The sequence below is a fragment of the Citricoccus sp. NPDC079358 genome, from assembly GCF_040702545.1.
Lineage (GTDB): Bacteria > Actinomycetota > Actinomycetes > Actinomycetales > Micrococcaceae > Citricoccus.
The window spans coordinates 142,895-163,410 of sequence record NZ_JBFBLI010000001.1 but is presented as its reverse complement, the minus strand read 5'-3'; the positions used below and the strand labels follow the sequence as shown (position 1 = coordinate 163,410).

Here is a 20,516-nt window from a genome sequence, read left to right as displayed (position 1 = left end):
AACGTAGATAATTACTTCTGAGTGGACTTCGTGGGCTGATCAAACGGCTGGAACGGGAAGCCGAGCGCCTTGAGCAGCGCGCGTCCCTCGTCGTCCGTCTTGGCGGTGGTCACCACAGTGATGTCCATGCCGCGCACGCGGTCGATCTTGTCCTGGTCGATCTCGTGGAAGACCGACTGCTCGGCCAGACCGAAGGTGTAGTTGCCGTTGCCGTCGAACTGCTTCGGCGACAGGCCGCGGAAGTCACGGATGCGCGGCAGCGCAAAGGTAACCAGGCGGTCCAGGAACTCCCACATGCGGTCGCCACGCAGGGTCGCGTGGGTGCCGATCGGCATGCCCTCACGCAGCTTGAACTGCGCGATGGACTTGCGGGCCTTGGTCACCTGCGGCTTCTGGCCCGTGATCTGGGTCAGGTCGCGGATGGCGCCGTCGATGATCTTCGAGTCCTTGGCGGCCTCGCCGACACCCATGTTCACAACGACCTTCACGAGGCCGGGGATCTGCATGAGGTTGGCGTAGGAGAACTCCTCCTGAAGGGTGCCGCGGATCTCTTCGCGGTACTTGTTCTTCAGGCGCGGGGCCACCTTCGGGGCGGTGGTGTCTGCAGTCTGCACCTCAGTCATCACAGCTCCTTTCCGGAGGCCTTGGCGAAGCGGACCTTGACGGTCTTGGACTCGCCGTTCTTCTCCACGGTCTCGAAGCGGTAACCCACGCGGGTCGGCTTCTGGGTCTCGGGATCCACGACGGCCACGTTCGACACGTGAACGGGGGCCTCAACGACCTGCAGGCCGCCCTCGGTGGAACCGTTGTTGTTCTGGCCGGCACGCAGGTGCTTGGTGACGCGGTTGACGCCCTCCACCAGCACCCGGTCACGGGACGGGAAGACGCGCAGGACCTTGCCCTGCTTGCCCTTGTCCTTGCCGGCGATGATCTGGACGAGATCGTCCTTCTTGATCTTCGACATGTGTCAGATCACCTCCGGTGCCAGCGACACGATCTTCATGAACTTCTTGTCACGCAGCTCGCGGCCCACGGGGCCGAAGATGCGCGTGCCGCGGGGCTCGCCGTCGGTCTTGAGGATGACGGCGGCGTTCTCGTCGAACTTGATGTAGGAGCCGTCGGGACGACGGCGTTCCTTCTTGGTCCGAACGATGACGGCCTTGACGACGTCGCCCTTCTTGACGTTGCCGCCCGGGATGGCGTCCTTCACGGTGGCGACAATGGTGTCGCCGATACCTGCGTAGCGGCGTCCGGATCCACCGAGAACACGGATGGTCAAGATTTCCTTGGCACCAGTGTTGTCGGCGATCTTAAGCCGCGACTCCTGCTGAATCACTCGCTACTCCTGTCGTCGCGCTGGTTCTCCCCCGAAGCCGGGCGAGCCTTGCGGAACGGATATTTTGATGTTCTCGGGCCACTTACCCCTGCCCCAGTGGCGTATGGGCCGGCTGCAGAGCCTTCCGGTACCCCTGTCAGACGGGTACCAGCGCTGCAACAACCGTCCATCCGCAGGGCAAGGCCGAGGCGGCTGATCGAGAAGTTTTGCGAAACCCTTGGCGCGCGGGGTGGATAGTCCCGCCAACAAGGGCGCACAGATGGTCCATCTTAGCCCACCGGGGACCCAGCGGACGAATTGACCTGCTGTGGTAGTCCGTGCACTCCCCCGGGACTAACACCACAACACCACAACACCACCACGCACGACGCCGGCCGTCACCGCGAGCGTGCGGTGCCGGCCGGCGTCGGGCTGGGCTGATCCTGAGGTTGTGGTGACCTCGCGCTTACTTGGCGCGCTCGGTGACCTCGACCAGGCGCCACCGCTTGGTGGCGGAGTACGGACGGGTCTCGGTGAGGATGACACGGTCGCCGACGCCGGCGGTGTTCTCCTCGTCGTGGACCTTCAGCTTCTTGGAGGTGCGCAGCACCTTGCCGTACAGGGCGTGCTTCTTCAGGTCCTGGACCTGCACGACGATCGTCTTGTCCATCTTGTCGGACACGACGATGCCGCGGAGCGACCTGCGGCTGCCACGCTCCGAGGCCTCGTTGGCTGCAGATGCGTTCGCGTTTTCGGTCACTTGGCCTCCTCCTCGGTCTTCTCGGTCTCCTCGGCCGGAGTGGCCTTGGTGCTCTTCTTGGCGGCCTTCTTGGAAGCCTTGTCAGCCTTGGCGTCCGCGACGTCCTCGGCCGGAGCCTGGACGTCCTCGCGGATGCCCAGCTCGCGCTCACGCAGGATCGTGTAGATCCGGGCGATGTCGCGCTTGACGGTCTTCAGACGGCCGTGGTTGTCCAGCTGGCCGGTGGCCGACTGGAAACGCAGGTTGAACAGTTCCTCCTTGGAGCGCTTGAGCTCCTCGGCCAAACGGGCGTTGTCCAGGCCGTCCAGGGCCTCGACGTTCAGTTCCTTCGAACCGGTAGCCATGATCACTCACCACCCTCTCGGCGGACGATACGTGCCTTCAAAGGCAGCTTGTGCATAGCCAGGCGCAGCGCCTCGCGGGCCACATCCTCGCTGACGCCGGAGAGCTCGAAGAGCACGCGACCCGGCTTGACGTTGGCGACCCACCACTCGGGCGAACCCTTGCCGGAACCCATGCGGGTTTCGGCCGGCTTCTTGGTGAGCGGACGGTCCGGGTAGATGTTGATCCACACGGTGCCGCCGCGCTTGATGTAGCGCGTCATGGCGATACGAGCGGACTCGATCTGGCGGTTGGTCACGTAGGCGGGGGTCAGGGCCTGGATGCCCCACTCGCCGAACGTGACGGCGGTGCCGCCCTTGGCCATGCCCGAGCGCTTCGGGTGGTGCTGCTTGCGGTGCTTGACTCGACGCGGAATCAACATCAGGCGTTGCCTCCTTCAGCGGGCGAAGAGCCTGCAGCAGCCGAGTCCTGACGCGGGGCGCGGTCGTTGCGGCGGCGGCGATCGCCACCACCGGGACCACCGGGTCCACGACGGTCGCCGCCGCGGGCCCCACGGCCGGACGGTGCAGCAGCTTCCTTGGCGGCCAGTTCCTTGGCCGTCAGGTCGCCCTTGTAGATCCAGACCTTCACGCCGATGCGGCCGAAGGTGGTCTTGGCTTCGAACTTGCCGAAATCGATGTTCGCGCGCAGGGTGTGCAGCGGCACACGGCCTTCGCGGTAGAACTCCGAGCGCGACATCTCGGCGCCACCCAGACGGCCGGCACACTGGATGCGGATGCCCTTGGCACCTGCACGCGTGGCGGACTGGATGGCCTTCTTCATCGCACGGCGGAATGCCACGCGCGAAGCGAGCTGCTCGGCCACACCCTGGGCGACCAGCTGGGCGTCCACCTCGGGGTTCTTGACCTCGAGGATGTTCAGCTGGATCTGCTTGCCGGTGAGCTTCTCGAGCTCGGTGCGGATGCGATCGGCCTCGGCGCCGCGGCGACCGATGACGATGCCGGGACGAGCGGTGTGGATGTCCACACGCACACGGTCACGGGTCCGCTCGATCTCCACCTTCGAGATGCCGGCGCGCTCCATGCCGATGGTCATCAGCTCGCGGATCTTGATGTCTTCCTTCAGGAAGTCCTTGTACCGCTGGCCTTCCTTGCTGGAGTCAGCGAACCAGTGCGAGACGTGGTCGGTGGTGATGCCGAGGCGGAAACCGTTCGGGTTGATCTTCTGACCCATGGGTTACTTCCCCTCCTCTTCCTCGGTCGCAACGACCACGGTGACGTGGCTGGTGCGCTTGTTGATGCGTCCGGCGCGGCCCTGGGCACGCGGCTGGAAACGCTTCATGGTCGGTCCTTCGTCGACAAAGGCCTCGGTGATGAACAGGGCGTCCTCATTGAACGCCAAGCCCTCGCGGTCGGCCTTGACCCGGGCGTTGGCCACCGCAGAGGCGACCAGCTTGTACACCGGCTCCGAAGCGCCCTGCTGGGCAAACTGCAGAATGGCCAGTGCTTCGTTCGCCTGCTTGCCACGGACAAGGTTGACGACGCGCCGGGCCTTCATCGGCGTTACACGCAGGTGGCGCGCAATTGCCTTGGCTTCCATTGCTTTCCTTCTTTCGAGTGTCTCGGACGGTCAAGCCCCGCGTCAGCGGCGCTTGCCCTTCCGGTCGTCTTTCACGTGACCGCGGAAAGTCCGCGTGAGTGCAAACTCGCCGAGCTTGTGCCCGACCATCGACTCGGTGATGAACACCGGGATGTGCTTGCGTCCGTCGTGCACCGCGATCGTGTGCCCGAGCATGTCGGGGATGATCATGGACCGGCGGGACCAGGTCTTGATGACGTTCTTGGTGCCCTTTTCGTTCTCAGCGTCCACCTTGAGGTAGAGGTGCTGATCAACGAAGGGGCCCTTCTTCAGGCTACGTGGCATGTCTCCAGGCTCCTATCGCTTGTTCTTGCCGGTACGGCGACGGCGCACGATGAGCTTGTCGCTTTCCTTGTTCGGGCGGCGGGTGCGGCCCTCTGGCTTGCCATTGGGGTTGACCGGGTGACGACCACCGGAGGTCTTGCCCTCGCCACCGCCGTGCGGGTGGTCGACGGGGTTCATGACCACACCGCGGACGGTCGGGCGAACGCCCTTCCACCGCATGCGGCCGGCCTTGCCCCAGTTGATGTTCGACTGCTCGGCGTTGCCGACCTCGCCGATGCTGGCGCGGCAGCGCACGTCCACATTGCGGATCTCGCCGGAGGGCAGACGCAACTGGGCGTACTTGCCTTCACGGGCGACCAGCTGGATGGACGAACCGGCCGAGCGGGCCAGCTTGGCGCCGCCGCCCGGACGCAGTTCCACCGCGTGGATGACGGTGCCGAGCGGGATGTTGCGCAGCGGCAGGTTGTTGCCGGGCTTGATATCCGCGGTGGCGCCAGCCTCGATGGTGTCACCCTGGTTCAGCTTGGCCGGGGCCAGGATGTAGCGCTTGGTGCCGTCCACGTAGTGGAGCAGGGCGATGCGGGCGGTGCGGTTCGGGTCGTACTCGATGTGAGCGACCTTCGCCGGCACGCCGTCCTTGTCATGACGACGGAAGTCGATGACGCGGTACTGGCGCTTGTGGCCGCCGCCCTTGTGGCGGGTGGTGATCTTGCCGGAGTTGTTACGTCCGCCGCTCTTGGTGAGCGGGCGAAGCAGCGACTTCTCCGGGGTGGTCCGGGTGATTTCTGCGAAGTCGGCCACGGACGAGCCGCGAAGGCCCGGGGTGGTCGGCTTGTATTTACGGATAGCCATGTGTCAGTTCCTCGATTAAGTGGTCTCCGCTACGCCTCAGGCGAGCGGACCTCCGAAGATGTCAATCGTGCCCTCTTTGAGCGTCACGACCGCGCGCTTGGTGCTCTTGCGGGAGCCCCAACCGAACTTGGTGCGCTTACGCTTGCCGGCACGATTCAGGGTATTGATCGAGTCAACCTTGACGGAGAAGATTGCCTCAACCGCCTGCTTGATCTCGGTCTTGTTGGAGCGCGGGTCGACCAGGAAGGTGTACTTACCCTCGTCGATCAGGCCGTAGCTCTTTTCCGACACGACCGGGGCAATGACCACGTCGCGGGGATTCTTGTTGATGGAGCCGCTCACTTGGCATCCTCCTTCTGTGCGCTGGCCTTGGCCACAAACGCCTCGTAGGCAGCCTGGGTGAAGACCACGTCATCGCTGACCAGCACGTCATACGTGTTCAGCTGATCGAAGTACAGGGTGTGCACCGACTGCAGGTTGCGGGCACTCAGCGCCGCAGTGTCGTCAGCACGCTCGATGACCAGCAGGACGTTCTTGCGTCCGGTGGTCAGCGAGGACAGGGCAGCCTTGGCACCCTTGGTGGTCGGGGCACCGGTGGAGACCAGTTCCTCGATCACGTGGATGCGACCGTTACGAGCGCGGTCAGAGAGGGCGCCACGCAGGGCGGCGGCCTTCATCTTCTTGGGGGTGCGCTGCGAGTAGTCACGCGGCTCGGGGCCGTGGACCACACCGCCACCCACCATCTGCGGGGCGCGGATCGAACCCTGACGGGCGCGGCCGGTGCCCTTCTGCTTGAACGGCTTGCGGCCGGCACCGGAGACCTCGCCCCGACGCTTGACCTTGTGGGTGCCCTGGCGAGCGGCGGCCAGCTGGGCCACCACGACCTGGTGCATCAGCGGCACGTTGGCCTGGACATCGAAGATCTCGGCGGGCAGGTCGACCTTGACGGTCTTGGCTTCTGCGTTAGTTGCGTTGGTAGCCATCTGCTCATGCTCCCTTCACTGCAGTGCGAACCAGGACGACCCGGCCGCGGGGACCCGGGACGGCACCCTTGATCAGCAGCAGGTTCTTCTCCACGTCGATGCCGTGGAGGGTGAGGTTCTGGGTGGTCTGGCGGACGGCGCCCATGCGGCCCGGAAGGCGCTGGCCCTTGAAGACACGGCCCGGGGTGGACGCGCCACCGACGGAACCGGGCTTGCGGTGGTTCTTGTGGGCACCGTGGGAGGCGCCGACGCCGGAGAAGCCGTGACGCTTCATGACACCGGCAAAGCCCTTGCCCTTGGTGGTACCGACGACGTCGACCTTCTGGCCGGCCTCGAAGACCTCGACGGTGACGTCCTGGCCCAGGGTGTAGTCGGCGGTGTCACCGGTGCGCAGCTCGACCACGTGACGGCGCGGGGTGACCCCGGCCTTCTCGAAGTGGCCGGCGAGCGGCTTGGTGACCTTGCGCGGGTCGATCTGCCCGTAGGCGATCTGGACGGCGGCGTAGCCGTCGGCCTCCGCATTGCGCAGCTGGGTCACAACGTTGGGTTCAGCTTGGACGACAGTGACGGGGATGAGCTTGTTGTCTGCATCCCAGACCTGGGTCATGCCGAGCTTCGTGCCCAGCAGGCCCTTAACGTTTCGCGTGATGGTCATAGTTTCTCAGCACCTCCCTCTCAGAGCTTGATTTCGATGTTGACGTCGGCCGGAAGGTCGAGGCGCATGAGCGAGTCGACAGCCTTCGGCGTCGGGTCGATGATGTCGATCAGCCGCTTGTGCGTGCGCATCTCGAAGTGCTCGCGGCTGTCCTTGTACTTGTGGGGAGAGCGGATCACGACGTACACGTTCTTTTCCGTCGGCAGCGGCACCGGGCCCACCACCGTTGCGCCTGCGCGCGTGACCGTGTCGACGATCTTCCGAGCCGAAGTGTCGATGACCTCGTGGTCATACGACTTCAGCCGGATGCGGATTTTCTGTCCCGCCATGGCGTCATGCCTCTTTCGTCCTGTGCTTCGTACGCGTTACACGTACCTGTCCCTGTGTGCAACGGGCCCGGCGAACCGGTCCCGCGCTTCTTCTATCCACCCGCGCAGACCGAATCCGGAGAACCGGGTTCCTCGCCCTGCCGGGGCTTCGACCCACGCGGTCGGGCGTGTCGTGATCTGCTCCGCAGACATGCGTGAGCATGCCAGAGACACAGCTGATCACAGGACCGCCAGATCCTGATGGGGATTGTGTGTTGATTTGGTCTCGAGCGGCGGAATCCGAACCTGATGGTCACGACTCCACACACGCCCCAGCACTTGAGCAACTGATCCAGTATGACAGATCAGTGCCCGAGGCGCTAATTCACGCTCGCAACGGCCTCAGGCGTTAGTCGAACCACTCACCCGGCGGGCCCGCCATCAGCAGCAGCGAGAACACCACCACCACGACGGCGGCCGTCACGACCGCGGCCAGGACCACGTTCCGCAGGACCCAGGCCTCGAGCGATTCCCAGAAGCCCCGGGGCCCGAGGTCCCCCGTGCGCCCGTCCACCAGCCGCCAGGTGGCATCGGGTTCCCCGCGCCGGGCCAGCGACCGTTCGAACGGCAGGGTCGCGAACGGTACCGCTGCCAACAGGACGGCTGCGGCTCCCCGGCCGGCGCTCCACCGCTGGTTGATCCACACGCCGACGGTCACGACGCAGTAGCAGAGGAACACGAAACCGTGCGCTCCCCCGGCTGCGGACATCAAGACCTCGGTGGCGCCCGAGTACTTCAGCACCATGGCCAGGATCAGGAGGGCCCAGGTGAACATCTCCGCCGTCGCGAAGACCCGGTAGAGCGCCCTGGGGCCCGGCAAGAGGGTGCCCTTCGGCGCTGGCGCGTCCTGACTGGACCCGGACTGCGAACCGGGCTGCGATCTGGACTGCGATCCGGACTGTGAACCGGGCCTTGGGCCGGAGAGAGCCCCGGCGGTGCTGGTGTCTGCGTTCGGTTCCACTAGTGGTCGTTCGCTCGCTTGATGCGCTTCGCGCGGTCGATCTCGCGGCCAAAGGTCTTGCGCAACCGGACGATCGCGAAGACCACCGCGGCGATGATCACCAGGGCAATGAGGAATTCCATGGGTCCAGCCTACCGGCCTCTCGTGCCTTCAGTCTGGTCCTGGTCCTAGTCCTGGCCCTGGTCCTAGTCCTGGCCCTGGTCCTGGTCCTGGTCCTAGTCCTGCCCCCGGTCCTAGTCCTGGCCCCGGTCCTGGTCCTGGCCCCGGTCCTGGTTCTGGTCCCCTGCAATCTGCCGCGCCTGATGCCGCCGCAACTGCCGGACGGCCAGCACGATCAGGACCAACCCGAGTAACGCGAGGTAGACGTAGGTGTAACCGCGCAGGTACCACAGCACCGACACCGCGACCCCGACCGCGCCCCACCACGTGAGGAGCTGTTCGCGCCGGGTCAGGCCGAGCACCACCAGCAGGGCGAAGCCACCCAGCACGGTCAACTGCATGAGGGCCGTGCCATTCGCCAGGACATAGAGGGCCGCGAGACTGAAGACGCCCGCGGCCGCACCGAAGTAGGCCAGGGGACGGCGATCTGCCTTCGAACCGCCTGCCAGCCATCCGCCTCCCACCTGCGCCGGCTCCTGTCCCGGCTCCTGTCCCGACTCGTGCGCCAGCTCTTGCCCCGACTCTTGTCCCGACTCCTGCGCCAGCTCCTGTCCTGACTCCTGCGCCGGCTCCTGCGCCGGCTCCTGCGCCGATCCTTGCTCCGGCCGGGACCGGTCGCGCAGCACGTGCCGGAATCCGAGCCCGACCAGCACGAGCACCAACAGCTGGACGTTCCACCAGCCGGCGCGGCCCGGGTCGTCGGGGACGGCGGTCTGCCACCACGCACGCGACGCGGCCGCGAACGTCAGCAGGACCCCCACGTCCCGGCCCACGAGGACCCACTGAGTCTGCCTGCCCAGGGCCTCGGACCACAGCAGCGTCCGCCCCCAGGCATCGACGGTGAGCCACAGTCCTGCCACGGCCGTGGCCAAGGCGGTCCAGACCACGGCGTCCTCGGGCAGGCCGGCACGCGGCGACAGGCCCACGACGGTGCCCAGCGCCAGTAGGATCCCCACGGCCAGACCACCCTGCCAGAGCATCGCCGACCGCGCCCGGGAACCCGCCTCCCGAGCCACCGGAGCCTCCCGAGCCACCGGAGCCGCCGGAGCCGCCGGAGTCGCCGGAGCCACCGGAGGCCGCTGGCCTTGGCGTGCATCCACCAGCGCCCACAGTCCCAGGACCGCCATTGCCATCACGCCGACGATGATGGCGGTCCATACCTCGGCCGGGAACCACCACCCGCGGTCCCTCCACCACAGCGAGAGCAGCCAGCCGGACGCGGGCACACCGATGACCGTCCCGGCGAGCAGCGCCACCCTCCCCCGCGTCCGGGCGAAGACGTACAACACCAGGGCCCCGACGGCCGCCGTCATCCCCAGGACGCCGACGTGCGGATCCCGATCCACATCGCCGGTCAGGGCCAACACGAGGGCCACGGCCCACCCGGTCATCACCGCCACGGGACGGAAAAGGTCCAGGTCGGTCATCCAGTGCAACCCGGACCGGGAAGAGGAGGACGGCGCGGAGGCCGGTTCGGTGCCTGCTCTCGGCACCAGCCGTCCCGTCGAGACCGCGATCTCCCCAGCAGTCACGGACAAGGTGAGCAGCAGGATCAGGGCCGCGGCGGCCGACGTCGGGAACAGGGCGTCCGGCAGCCAGCCGCCCGTCAAGTCGAACCAGGCGCTGGCCACCACCACGAGTCCCACCGATCCGGCGAGCACCGCCCACTGTCCGCCGGCGGAGACCCGCAGCACCAGCCCGGCCCCCATCAGGGCCAGCGCCATGACCATGAGCACGGCGCGGTCGCCCTCGCCTGCTGCGAGTTCCACGAACCCCAGGACCATCACCGCTCCCGTCACCAGCCAGGAGGTGGCGGGAGTCGTGAGGAACCCCGCCGATCCCCCGCCGTGGTCCGCGTCAGGCAAGCGCCGCGCCGCACGGGAGCGGAGGGCCAAGCCGACCACCAAGGCCACGACGGCGGCCGCGCGGGCCGCGGACTCGTTGCCACCAAGCCGATCCACCACCGTGGAGACCAGCACGGCGGCGGAGCCCTGGCCGGCCAGCAGGACCACCGTGCGGGTGACCTGCGACAACCTGCCTTGGGTGACGACGGCGACCGTCACCAACCATCCCGTCAGCAGCGCCAGCCCGATCACCACGTGCCAGGATGAGATCCCCGTGATGGACTCCGACGCGCTGCGGGAGGGGCCCGTCGTCTCGGCTGCGAGGGCGAACCGGAGGGTTGCTGTGAGCAGCGTCAGGCCGCCCACGACCAGCACGATGATGCGGAGGACGAGTAGCCGGTCCCCTGGCACGTCATGGGACTGGCCGCTGAGGGGCCCCGCCGTCGCCGTCCACCGCGCACCGGTGCCCAGCCACCGAAGTGCCACCGCAGCCGTGATCCCGGCGACGACGTACCAGCCCAGCAGCACACCTCCCTGGGACAGGGGTGGCGTGAACAGGAGGAGCACGGCCAGCAGGCTGGCCCCTGACCAGACCGCCACCGCCAGCCTCGCGTCTCGTTGCCCTGTGGCGCCGGGCATCGACAGCGGCCCCTGGCGCAGGGCGGTGACCGTGGCCCAGAGCACCGCGGCGAGGGCGGTCAGGGTCAGCTCGGCGCCCTCGGCCGGATTCGCCCCACGCGAGACGGCCAGGTACACGAGGGCGACACCGCAGGCGGCGATGACGTGGGGAATGAGGCGGGTGTCGATCCGGCGGCGCTGGCCGTGGCGCCGGAGCAGGAACAGGGCCGCCACCTCGACGGCCATGGTGGCCAGGAGGATGATCTCGAGATTCCAGCCGCTGCCGTCGCCGTTTCCGGGGTAGTTCTCCGCGCGAACCAGGGGGTGGATCAGCAGCGGTGTCAGGGCCACCGGCGTCGTCACCTGCCAGAGCAGGTTCGCGGCTCCCGGTGCCCCCACCTGGCCCAGGCGGTTTTTGTGGAGGAACACCAGTGAGAACACCGCCGTGGTGACCGCCACGACGGCCGCGGCCACGCCGATGCCTGGCGTCAACCGCAACAGACCCTCCGTGCCGAGCACGGGGCCGGCCAGCGCGACGAACTGGGACGAAGCCGCCAGGGCCACGGCCACCAGCCAGCACACCGCGTGGTCCACCAGCGCCATCGTCCCGACTGGCAGGTAGCCCTGGGCGCCGTCCCCGCGCCACACCAGCGGGACCTGCAGGCAGAGGTACACGACCAGTGAGGTCAGCATGTGGTCCGCCGACCAGTCCAGCATGAGTGCCCATGGGACGAGGGCCACCAGGATTCCGCACCGCACGGCATAGGTGGCCGCCAGTCGGTATCGCTCGGGGCCGATCACCGCCACGGTGGCGTAGTAGGCACACGCGGACAACAGAAGCAGGAACATCTGCACCGGCTGGATCCAGACGCCGACGACCAGCCCCAGGACCACCATGCCGGGCACGATCCACTGATGGGTCTGTGCGACCGCCGCCCGGAAGGCGGCCGGCAACCAGCGGTTCCGGCCGGGCCCCTCCACCGAGATCCACGCCATCAGGACGGCCAGACCGATCGAGGCGATGAGGGCCCACACCAGGCCCTGCTGCACTGCGGCGCCGGAGGCCATGACGGTGCTGAGCAGGAACGGCACGGACAGGTAGGCCACGATCCGGCTGTCCAGGCGCAGTGCCGCGAACACCATCATGACGGTCCCCACCGCCGAGGTGAGCAGCCAGGAGAGGGTCGGATCGTGCAGGACGAGCACATCGAAGGCCACTCCGGCCACGGGCACCAGTGCCAGTCCCGTCCCGGTGAAGGCGGTGGCAGCCGGCTGCAGGGTGCGGCTCATCGTGTGCACCACCAGTCCCGCGCCATAGAACAGGCCCACGAGGACGGCCAGTCCCGCGACCCTGGCCGTCACCGGCAGTGCGGCCCCGATGAACAGCGAGGCCGCGGCCACCAGCAGGAGGCATGCGGTGTACAGGGTGATGTTGACGTTGCGCCGGTCTCGCCGCTCCTTCTCCGCGGCCTGCTCCTCGGGGGTCTGCACCGGGGCCGAGGATGCCACGGGTGATGATCCCCAGGGCGGAGCAAGCTGAAGGAAACCAGGAGCGACGTGGGAAGAAGCGGCGGCGCGCTCGGCGGGAGAGAATCCAGTGGGCAGCGGAACGTGAGCAGCCGGTGGCCTCTGAGTGGGCGCAGACCACTGCGCCGCAGGGCGCACCGCAGAACCAGACGCGGTGAAGGTGACCGAGGTGGCCGAGGTGGCCGAGCCGGCGTCGTACCCCTGCTGCCAGGCGCGGGCGAGGTCCGCACGCGAGTACGTGCCCATCACCTCGCCCGGCGCCGTGGTGGGCCTACGGCTGCCCACGAACCGGGCCACGGCCGCGCCGGCGAGCAGACCGATGACCAGCCCGACTACCAACCCTATGAAGATCCCCACACCGACAGCGTACGGTGCCCCCGTAGGTCGGCCGGAGTTGTCCACAGCCGCGACGATCCCCAGGACGCTGGTCTGATGCGCCGGGTGACATCGCCACGGAGTTAAACGTGAAAACCCCTCCGGCCGAAGCCGAAGGGGTTCTCACTGTTGCTGGGCTGACGCCTTAGATCACTTGAGGATCTTGGTGACGCGACCGGAGCCCACGGTGCGGCCACCCTCACGGATGGCGAAGCCGAGGCCGTCCTCCATGGCGATCGGCTGGATCAGCTCGACCGACATTTCGGTGGTGTCGCCCGGCATGACCATCTCGGTGCCTTCCGGCAAGGTGATGACGCCGGTGACGTCGGTGGTGCGGAAGTAGAACTGCGGGCGGTAGTTCGAGTAGAACGGGTTGTGACGCCCGCCCTCGTCCTTGGACAGGATGTAGACGTTGCCCTCGAAGTTGGTGTGGGGGGTGATGGAACCCGGAGCCACAACAACCTGGCCACGCTCGACGTCCTCGCGCTTCAGACCGCGAAGCAGCAGGCCACAGTTCTCGCCGGCCCAGGCCTCGTCGAGCTGCTTGTGGAACATCTCGATGCCGGTGACCGTGGTCTTCTGCATGTCGCGGATGCCCACGATCTCGACCTCGGAGTTGATCTTCAGCGTGCCACGCTCGGCGCGGCCGGTCACGACGGTGCCGCGGCCGGTGATGGTGAAGACGTCCTCGATCGGCATCAGGAACGGCTTGTCCTTGTCGCGGACCGGATCCGGGATGAAGCTGTCCACGGCGTCCATCAGTTCCTCGATGGACTTGACCCACTTCTCATCGCCCTCGAGAGCCTTCAGGCCAGAGGTGCGGATGACCGGGGCGTCGTCGCCGTCGAACTCCTGCGAGGACAGCAGTTCGCGGACCTCCATCTCGACGAGCTCCAGGAGCTCCTCGTCCTCGACCATGTCGGACTTGTTCAAGGCGACCAGCAGAGCGGGAACGCCAACCTGGCGGGCCAGGAGGACGTGCTCGCGGGTCTGGGCCATCGGGCCGTCAGTGGCGGCGACCACGAGGATGGCACCGTCCATCTGGGCAGCGCCGGTGATCATGTTCTTGATGTAGTCCGCGTGGCCCGGGGCGTCCACGTGGGCGTAGTGGCGCTTCTCGGTCTGGTACTCCACGTGGGAGATGTTGATGGTAATGCCGCGCTGACGCTCTTCCGGCGCCGAGTCAATCGTCGCGAAGTCGCGTGCCTCGTTGAGGTCCGGGTACTTGTCGTACAGGACCTTCGAGATAGCGGCGGTCAGCGTGGTCTTACCGTGGTCAACGTGGCCGATGGTACCGACGTTAACGTGCGGCTTCGACCGCTCGAACTTTGCCTTCGACACAGGTTCCTCCTAGAACTGTTCATCTGAAGAGACTTCTCAGACACGGGTGGCGTGCTGACAACTTGGGAAAGTCTACTTCGATCTGTCTGCTGGTGATAATTCTCCGGATTGCGTCAGGACCGGTCCTGGATCAGGCCACTCGGACCGCCTTTTCCGCGGACCGACCTTCCGTCCTGTGGTGGTTCCATCCTCCGGAGTGCGGACGGGCCACCTGTCCGGTCCGGTGGCGGATCCCCTGGGAGTACCAGGGGTTCCGCCACCCTTCCGAACACGTTCTGTGACAGCTGACTATTCGCCGCTGTTCTTCTGGATGATCTCGTCGGCCACGGCCTTGGGGACCTCGGCGTAGGAGTCGAACGTCATCGAGTACACGGCACGGCCCTGGGTCTTGGACCGCAGGTCGCCGATGTAGCCGAACATCTCGGACAGCGGGACGTTGGCCTTGACGACCTTGACACCCTGCGCGTCCTCCATGGACTGGATCTGGCCACGGCGGGAGTTCAAGTCGCCGATGACATCGCCCATGTACTCCTCGGGGGTCCGGACTTCCACGGCCATCAGCGGCTCGAGGATGACCGGGTTCGCCCGGCGCATGCCCTCCTTGTAGACCATGGAGCCGGCGAGCTTGAACGCCATTTCCGAGGAGTCCACATCGTGGTAGGCGCCGTCGAGAAGGGTGGCCTTCACGCCGACCATCGGGTAGCCGGCCAGGATGCCGAACTGCATGGCGTCCTGGATGCCGGCGTCCACGGAGGGAATGTACTCGCGCGGGATGCGACCACCGGTGACGGCGTTGACGAACTCGTAGAACTCGCCCTCGGAGGTGTCCATCGGTTCGAAGGCCATCTGCACCTTGGCGAACTGGCCGGAACCACCGGTCTGCTTCTTGTGCGTGTAGTCGACCTTGTCGACCTTCTTCTTGATGGTCTCGCGGTAGGCCACCTGGGGCTTGCCCACGTTGGCTTCGACTCGGAACTCGCGGCGCATGCGGTCCACGAAGACGTCCAGGTGCAGCTCGCCCATGCCGCCGATGACGGTCTGGCCGGTCTCATCGTCGAGGTTCACGGTGAACGTGGGGTCCTCGGCGACGAGCTTCTGGATGGCGGTGGAGAGCTTCTCCTGGTCGCCCTTGGTCTTCGGCTCGATGGCCACCGAGATCACGGGCTCCGGGAAGGACATGGACTCGAGGATGATCGGGTCGCTGATGGAGCACAGGGTGTCACCAGTGGTGGTGTCCTTGAGGCCGATCACGGCGTAGATGTGGCCCGCCACGACCTCCTCGACCGGGTTCTCCTTGTTCGCGTGCATCTGGAACAGCTTGCCGATGCGCTCCTTCTTCCCCTTGGTGGAGTTCAGGATCTGGTCACCGGGATTCAGACGGCCGGAGTACACGCGGATGAAGGTCAGCTGACCGAAGAACGGGTGCGCGGCGATCTTGAAGGCCAGCGCCGAGAACGGTCCGTCCTTCGAGGGCTCGCGGGTCAGCTCCTTCTCCTCGTCCTTCACGTCGAGGCCGGTGATGGCCCCGGCATCCATGGGGTTCGGCAGGTAGGAGACCACGGCGTCCAGCATCGGCTGCACACCACGGTTCTTGAAGGCGGAACCACAGAAGACCGGGTAGGCCTCGGCGTTGATGGTCAGGTGGCGCACGCCGGCCTGGATCTCCTCATTGGAGATCTCCTCACCCTCGAGGTACTTCATCATGAGCTCTTCGGAGGTGTCGGCGACGGCCTCGATGAGCTGGGCGCGGTACTGCTCGGCCTTCTCCTGGAGGTCGGCCGGGATCTCGCGGGTCTCGTAGGCGGCGCCCATGGTGACGTCACCCTTCGAGTCGCCCTCCCAGACGAGCGCCTTCATGGTCAGCAGGTCCACCACGCCGACGAAGTCGTTCTCGGAGCCGATCGGCAGCTGCATCACGAGCGGCTTGGCGCCGAGGCGGGACACGATGGTGTCGACGGTGTAGTAGAAGTCAGCGCCCAGCTTGTCCATCTTGTTGACGAAGCAGATACGGGGCACGTTGTACTTGTCAGCCTGGCGCCACACGGTCTCGGACTGCGGCTCCACGCCTTCCTTGCCGTCGAACACGGCAACGGCGCCATCGAGCACGCGCAGGGAGCGCTCCACCTCGACGGTGAAGTCGACGTGGCCCGGGGTGTCGATGATGTTGATCTGGTTGTCGTCCCAGAAGCAGGTCACCGCGGCGGAGGTGATGGTGATGCCGCGTTCCTTTTCCTGCTCCATCCAGTCCGTGGTGGAGGCGCCGTCGTGGGTCTCGCCCAACTTGTGGTTGACGCCCGTGTAGAAGAGGATGCGCTCGGTGGTGGTGGTCTTGCCGGCATCGATATGCGCCATGATGCCGATGTTGCGGACCTTTTTGAGGTCGGTCAGCACGTCCTGTGCCACGGTGTCTCCCTAAGGTTGGTGGGTGGGTCCTGTAGTGATGCCGGTAGCCGGTGCCGGCAGCGAGTGCAGGCGGCACGGCGCCCGGAAACCACCGAAGCGGTTTCCGGGCGCACGAGAATCACCAGCGGTAGTGGGCGAATGCCTTGTTGGACTCGGCCATCTTGTGGGTGTCCTCGCGGCGCTTGACCGCGGCACCGAGACCGTTCGATGCGTCGAGGATCTCGTTCATGAGGCGCTCGGTCATCGTCTTCTCACGGCGGGCCTTGGAGTAGCCCACGAGCCAGCGCAGGGCCAGCGCGGTGGAACGACCCGGCTTGACCTCGACGGGCACCTGGTAGGTGGCGCCGCCGACGCGACGGGAGCGGACCTCGAGGGCCGGGCGGACGTTGTCCATGGCCTTCTTGAGGGTGGCCACCGGATCGTCGCCGCCCTTGTCACGAGTACCCTCGAGGGCCCCGTAGACGATGTGCTCGGCGGTGGACTTCTTGCCGTCCACCAGCACCTTGTTGATCAGCTGGGTGACCAGCGGGGACCCGTAGACCGGGTCGACGACGAGGGGGCGCTTCGGCGCAGGACCCTTACGTGGCATTACTTCTTCTCCTTCTTCGCGCCGTAGCGGCTGCGGGCCTGGCCGCGGCCCTTGACACCCTGGGTGTCCAAGGCGCCGCGGACGATCTTGTAGCGGACGCCCGGGAGGTCCTTCACACGACCGCCGCGCACGAGCACGATCGAGTGCTCCTGCAGGTTGTGGCCCTCGCCCGGAATGTACGCGGTGACTTCGATGCCGCCGTTGAGGCGGACACGGGCCACCTTGCGCAGTGCGGAGTTCGGCTTCTTCGGGGTGGTGGTGTACACACGGGTGCACACGCCACGGCGCATGGGGTTCCCCTGCAGTGCAGGAGCCTTGGTCTTGACGACCTTCGGTGAGCGGCCCTTGCGGACCAGCTGCTGAATCGTAGGCACTCTTGGTCTCTCCGTTGTTCGGTTCCAGGTTGGCTGCTCTCACAGCTGTCCTGCTTCCAGCCCGGCGGGCGCACAGGACGGGCCCGCGTCAACCTGGACTGCTGATGGTCGTTTCTTCGCACCCGAGGGGGTTCGGCGAGAACGACCGCAGGCGTGCAAAAGTGTGGCATTCGTTGCGCAAGAACCCCGCAACCCGGACTGTGTCCCTATTGCCACACAAAAACAATTGAGATCAGCCTACCACCCCCTGGGGGCGGCGGTGAAACCGAGGGTGAGGGCCAGCTAGGCCCGGGGCGCCGGGTGGTTCCGGAAGACCCGCCGTGACTTCACCTCGACGGCGCGAAGATAGAGCTCACGCGGCAGGTCACGGTCGGCGGGGTAGGAGAAGGGGCGCACGACCCGGCCGGCCCGCTTCGCCTGACGGATGCGTTGCCGTTGCGTGTCCGTGGCGTACTGGTCCACCAAGGAGAGCGGGATGGTGGTGATGAGGGCGGGGCCGGTGGTGGACACCCGTCCGTCATCCGGCCGCAGGTCCGTCTTGAGGTCCAGGTTCAGGTACTCCTCCACCAGGTACGGGGCCGGATTCGCCCCGGCGGCCGTGAGGTAGTAGTGGTTCCGGCCCAGCCGTGGGTTCATCTCCAGGAACTGGGCCACGCCCGTGCGGGGGTCGATCTTGGTGTCGAACATCGCGAAACCGTGCCAGTCGAGCGCCTCCATCAGGGTGATCCCCTGGTCAGCGATCACCGGGTGCACGGAGGCCAGCACCGCTCGCGCATTGCCCTCCAGTCCCGGGGCATGGTCCTCGACGATGACCTCTCCGTAGGACACGAGCCGGGTGGAACCGGTGCGGTCACGGAAGAACGTGGCGATCCCCAGCTGAGAGTCCGGCCCGGGCACCATCTCCTGGACGATCAGGGCTCCTCGATAGCCGGCGGCACTGGCCTTGCCCAGAAGCGCCTCCACCTCGGCGGCTCCCCCTGCCCCGGGGTGGGTGCTGAGGGCCTCCTCGATGATGTGGACCTTGCGTCGGCCCTCGAAGCGGATGTCCGCCCACGCGCCGCCGTCGCCGGCCTTGAGGATCACGGGGTAGGTCAGGCCCAGCCCGGCAGCGAACCGGCGCGCGGCTTCGGGGGTGTGGGAGCCGGCGTCGTAGGTGGCGGTCTTCGGGTACGGCACCCCGTGCCGCTCGCACAGCGCGTAGAAGTTCTCCTTGAGGGCGGCTGCGTCCAGGGCGTCCTCATCCGGATAGGGAACGGTGTAGCCGGCGGCCTCGAGGGCCTCGCGATGGCGGACGGCGAAGCGCACGAGGTGGTCATAGCTGGCCAGCAGCAACAGCGGGCGGCGGGGCTCCCCGCGCAAGCGTTCGGCGACCCGCACGAGGGCGTCGATGACGGGCTGCTCCTCCGTCATGGGCCCGGCCGGGAATGCCTGCAGAATGCCGGAGTGCTTCAGGTTGCGGTTCAGCGACGTCGGGACCACCGCGGAGATCACGCCGTACGCCTCGTGGAACTCGCGGGCGAGGGAGTACGCACCCACGTCGCCCCCGGTGATCACCGGCACGAAGGCCTGCCCAGCGGGAATGGCTGACGGGTGGGTAGCAGCGGTGGCTGAAGGCTTGCCAGAAGCGGTGTCAGAAGCGGTGTCGGAGGAGCCAGTCACAGCGGGCGTGGGCACAGCGGAGCTGGAGGAGGCAGCGGGGTCTTCCATGGCTTCGATGCTACCGGCGGCTAGGGTGGGGGTCGTGCCAGATCTAGCTTCCCCGTTCGGTTCCCCTTCTCCTTCCGGCCAGAACTCTCGGCCCCTGACCGTCCGGCGGATCACTCCCGCAGACCATGGGCGGTTCCTGGCGGACCACCCCGGGGCCTCCTTCCTCCAGAACCCGCAGTGGCCCGGAGTGAAGATCGACTGGCGTGGGGATTCCCTGGGCTTTTTCGACGGCCAGACCCTCAAGGCCACGGCCCTCGTGCTGTTCCGCCGGCTGCCCGTCCCGCTGCCGGTGCTGAAGAAACGCTCCCTCGCCTACATCGCCGAGGGACCGGTGTTCGACCCCTCGGCCGTGCAGCTGGAATCCGTCCTCGTCCCGCTGGTGCAGTACCTCAAGTCCCGGGGCGCGTTCCTCGTCCGGGTGGGCCTGCCGGGCGTCGCGAACCGCTGGGACGGGTCCGAGGTCCGCAAGGCCCTGGCCGCCGGCACGCACCGCTCGGTCACCGACCTCGCCCCCCTCCACACCGACCCCGCCGCCGAGGACGTCCGTGCCCGCCTCCGGACCCTGGGCTGGCAGGCCCCGTCCGCGTCGGAGGAGTTCGAAGCCGGGCAGCCCCAGTTCCAGGCACGTATCCCGCTGCACCCGGAACTGGACACCGCCCCCGATGGCACCCGCGCAGAGCCCAACAAGAACGGTGAGTCGCCCGCCTTGGAGGCGGCCCTGAACCGGATGGACTCGACGTCCCGCCGCCAGACGCGCAAGTCGACACGGTCCGAGCTCACGGTGACCGTGGGCACGGTGGAGGACCTGCCGGCGTGGCAGGCCCTCTACGAGGAGACCGCGGTGCGCGATGGATTCACGGGGCGACCCCTCGCCTACTTCCAGCGCATGTTCACCGAGTTGAACTCGGCGGGTTCCAGGGACGCCGCAGCGAACACAGCCGGGGACACAGCACCGAACACATCACCCAACCCAGCACCCAACACCGCACCCAACACCGCACCCACCACAGCAGCGAACGCGGCCGTGGATACCGAGTGCACCCTGTACCTGGCCCACTTCGGTGACCAGCTGCTGGCCGCCGCCATCTACGTCCGCCAGGGCCAGTTCGGGTGGTACGTCTACGGAGCCTCGTCCTCGGAGGAACGGAAGCGCTACGCCCCCCGTGCCCTGCAGCTCCGCCAGATCCAGGACTCTCTCGCCGCCGGGTGCACCTGGTACGACCTCGGCGGGATGAGCCCCTCCCTGGATCCGGAGTACGAGCTGGCGGGGCTGACCCGGTTCAAGACGACCATGGGGGCCGATGTGGTCCAGACCCTCGGTGAGTGGGATTACCCCGTGAATCGGTGGCTGGCCCGGGGCTTCAACCTGTACATGTCCCGCCGGGGCTGAGGGTCACGACGGAACGGCCGGTCGCCACGG

At 67.0% G+C, this 20,516-nt stretch carries 23 protein-coding genes; 1 reads left to right on the top strand and 22 read right to left on the bottom strand.

What is annotated here, in order from left to right:
- Positions 1–11: 11 nt before the first annotated feature.
- From rplE to AB0333_RS00650, 22 genes are all read right to left on the bottom strand, one after another.
- Positions 12–623 carry a 50S ribosomal protein L5 gene (gene rplE, locus AB0333_RS00755; protein ID WP_366216869.1) on the bottom strand — a complete coding sequence of 204 codons (612 nt, stop codon included), beginning with the start codon at positions 621–623 and terminating at the stop codon, positions 12–14.
- Positions 623–964: a 50S ribosomal protein L24 gene (rplX, locus tag AB0333_RS00750; RefSeq protein ID WP_115931885.1), complete on the bottom strand. Its 342-nt coding sequence runs from the start codon at positions 962–964 to the stop codon at positions 623–625. The genes rplE and rplX overlap by 1 nt, the downstream gene beginning before the upstream one ends.
- 3 nt (positions 965–967) lie before the next feature.
- A complete protein-coding gene (gene rplN, locus AB0333_RS00745) occupies positions 968–1,336 on the bottom strand; it encodes a 50S ribosomal protein L14 (protein ID WP_115931886.1) in 369 nt (122 codons plus the stop codon).
- 445 nt (positions 1,337–1,781) lie between these two features.
- Entirely contained in the window at positions 1,782–2,075 is a 294-nt protein-coding gene (gene rpsQ, locus AB0333_RS00740) for a 30S ribosomal protein S17 (protein WP_313822115.1), read from the bottom strand.
- Positions 2,072–2,419 (bottom strand): 50S ribosomal protein L29, encoded by a 348-nt coding sequence (rpmC, locus tag AB0333_RS00735; protein WP_366216868.1) that lies wholly within the window; start codon positions 2,417–2,419, stop codon positions 2,072–2,074. The genes rpsQ and rpmC overlap by 4 nt, the downstream gene beginning before the upstream one ends.
- A 2-nt stretch (positions 2,420–2,421) precedes the next feature.
- Positions 2,422–2,838: a 50S ribosomal protein L16 gene (gene rplP / locus AB0333_RS00730; RefSeq protein ID WP_366216867.1), complete on the bottom strand. Its 417-nt coding sequence runs from the start codon at positions 2,836–2,838 to the stop codon at positions 2,422–2,424.
- Positions 2,838–3,650, bottom strand: a complete 813-nt coding sequence (gene rpsC, locus AB0333_RS00725) for a 30S ribosomal protein S3 (protein WP_366216866.1) — start codon at positions 3,648–3,650, stop codon at positions 2,838–2,840. Before rpsC ends, rplP begins: the two co-directional genes overlap by 1 nt.
- 3 nt (positions 3,651–3,653) lie before the next feature.
- Positions 3,654–4,016: a 50S ribosomal protein L22 gene (rplV, locus tag AB0333_RS00720; protein ID WP_115931890.1), complete on the bottom strand. Its 363-nt coding sequence runs from the start codon at positions 4,014–4,016 to the stop codon at positions 3,654–3,656.
- A gap of 42 nt (positions 4,017–4,058) precedes the next feature.
- Positions 4,059–4,340: a 30S ribosomal protein S19 gene (rpsS, locus tag AB0333_RS00715; protein WP_115931891.1), complete on the bottom strand. Its 282-nt coding sequence runs from the start codon at positions 4,338–4,340 to the stop codon at positions 4,059–4,061.
- 12 nt (positions 4,341–4,352) lie between these two features.
- The gene (gene rplB / locus AB0333_RS00710; RefSeq protein ID WP_115931892.1) at positions 4,353–5,192 is read right to left on the bottom strand and encodes a 50S ribosomal protein L2; all 840 of its coding nucleotides are present in this window, start codon (positions 5,190–5,192) and stop codon (positions 4,353–4,355) included.
- 36 nt (positions 5,193–5,228) lie between these two features.
- The gene (gene rplW, locus AB0333_RS00705) at positions 5,229–5,534 is read right to left on the bottom strand and encodes a 50S ribosomal protein L23 (RefSeq protein WP_115931893.1); all 306 of its coding nucleotides are present in this window, start codon (positions 5,532–5,534) and stop codon (positions 5,229–5,231) included.
- Entirely contained in the window at positions 5,531–6,175 is a 645-nt protein-coding gene (rplD, locus tag AB0333_RS00700; protein ID WP_115931894.1) for a 50S ribosomal protein L4, read from the bottom strand. The genes rplW and rplD overlap by 4 nt, the downstream gene beginning before the upstream one ends.
- A gap of 4 nt (positions 6,176–6,179) precedes the next feature.
- Positions 6,180–6,830 (bottom strand): 50S ribosomal protein L3, encoded by a 651-nt coding sequence (gene rplC / locus AB0333_RS00695; protein WP_366216865.1) that lies wholly within the window; start codon positions 6,828–6,830, stop codon positions 6,180–6,182.
- A gap of 20 nt (positions 6,831–6,850) precedes the next feature.
- Positions 6,851–7,159 carry a 30S ribosomal protein S10 gene (gene rpsJ / locus AB0333_RS00690; protein ID WP_010145320.1) on the bottom strand — a complete coding sequence of 103 codons (309 nt, stop codon included), beginning with the start codon at positions 7,157–7,159 and terminating at the stop codon, positions 6,851–6,853.
- Between the two features lie 388 nt (positions 7,160–7,547).
- The gene (locus tag AB0333_RS00685) at positions 7,548–8,018 is read right to left on the bottom strand and encodes a DUF3817 domain-containing protein (protein WP_366216863.1); all 471 of its coding nucleotides are present in this window, start codon (positions 8,016–8,018) and stop codon (positions 7,548–7,550) included.
- A 140-nt stretch (positions 8,019–8,158) separates the two neighbouring features.
- On the bottom strand, positions 8,159–8,281 hold the full coding sequence (locus tag AB0333_RS00680; protein WP_366216861.1) for a hypothetical protein: 123 nt from the start codon (positions 8,279–8,281) through the stop codon (positions 8,159–8,161).
- A gap of 111 nt (positions 8,282–8,392) precedes the next feature.
- The gene (locus tag AB0333_RS00675) at positions 8,393–12,664 is read right to left on the bottom strand and encodes a hypothetical protein (RefSeq protein ID WP_366216860.1); all 4,272 of its coding nucleotides are present in this window, start codon (positions 12,662–12,664) and stop codon (positions 8,393–8,395) included.
- Positions 12,665–12,832: 168 nt separating this feature from the next.
- Positions 12,833–14,023: an elongation factor Tu gene (tuf, locus tag AB0333_RS00670; protein WP_366216859.1), complete on the bottom strand. Its 1,191-nt coding sequence runs from the start codon at positions 14,021–14,023 to the stop codon at positions 12,833–12,835.
- A gap of 288 nt (positions 14,024–14,311) precedes the next feature.
- Entirely contained in the window at positions 14,312–16,426 is a 2,115-nt protein-coding gene (gene fusA, locus AB0333_RS00665) for an elongation factor G (protein ID WP_366216858.1), read from the bottom strand.
- A gap of 118 nt (positions 16,427–16,544) precedes the next feature.
- Positions 16,545–17,015, bottom strand: a complete 471-nt coding sequence (rpsG, locus tag AB0333_RS00660; RefSeq protein WP_313816850.1) for a 30S ribosomal protein S7 — start codon at positions 17,013–17,015, stop codon at positions 16,545–16,547.
- A complete protein-coding gene (gene rpsL, locus AB0333_RS00655; protein WP_091692838.1) occupies positions 17,015–17,389 on the bottom strand; it encodes a 30S ribosomal protein S12 in 375 nt (124 codons plus the stop codon). Before rpsL ends, rpsG begins: the two co-directional genes overlap by 1 nt.
- Before the next feature lie 282 nt (positions 17,390–17,671).
- Complete coding sequence (locus AB0333_RS00650; RefSeq protein WP_366216857.1) at positions 17,672–19,096, bottom strand: carbamoyl-phosphate synthase; 1,425 nt, start codon at positions 19,094–19,096, stop codon at positions 17,672–17,674.
- Positions 19,097–19,130: 34 nt separating this feature from the next.
- On the opposite strand from AB0333_RS00650, the gene AB0333_RS00645 reads away from it, so the two are divergent.
- Positions 19,131–20,486, top strand: coding sequence for a peptidoglycan bridge formation glycyltransferase FemA/FemB family protein (locus tag AB0333_RS00645; protein ID WP_366216856.1), 1,356 nt, complete (start codon positions 19,131–19,133; stop codon positions 20,484–20,486).
- Positions 20,487–20,516: the final 30 nt, after the last annotated feature.